This window comes from Pseudoalteromonas sp. SR43-2, from assembly GCF_014163885.1.
GTDB lineage: Bacteria > Pseudomonadota > Gammaproteobacteria > Enterobacterales > Alteromonadaceae > Pseudoalteromonas > Pseudoalteromonas distincta.
In genome coordinates this window covers 1-251 of record NZ_JACJED010000063.1, presented here as the reverse complement: position 1 = coordinate 251, position 251 = coordinate 1, and the positions used below count along the sequence as shown (strand labels likewise).

Annotated in this window: 1 tRNA gene; it reads right to left on the bottom strand. The window is 48.2% G+C overall.

Annotated features, from left to right (window positions below):
- Positions 1–140: 140 nt before the first annotated feature.
- Positions 141–216, bottom strand: a tRNA-Glu gene (locus H5120_RS20095).
- Positions 217–251: the final 35 nt, after the last annotated feature.

Sequence of the window (251 nt, the reverse complement as noted above, 5' to 3'; positions counted from 1 at the left end):
CCCCTGTTACCGCCGTGAAAGGGCGGTGTCCTAGGCCTCTAGACGATGGGGACACATAAATGTGTCACTAGGACAACTGAATTTTTAGACTCGTTTCAGGCGAGCTTTCTTAATAACACTTCACTATTAAAATAAGTAAGTGGCGTCCCCAAGGGGATTCGAACCCCTGTTACCGCCGTGAAAGGGCGGTGTCCTAGGCCTCTAGACGATGGGGACACATAAATGTGTCACTAGGACAACTGAATTTTTAG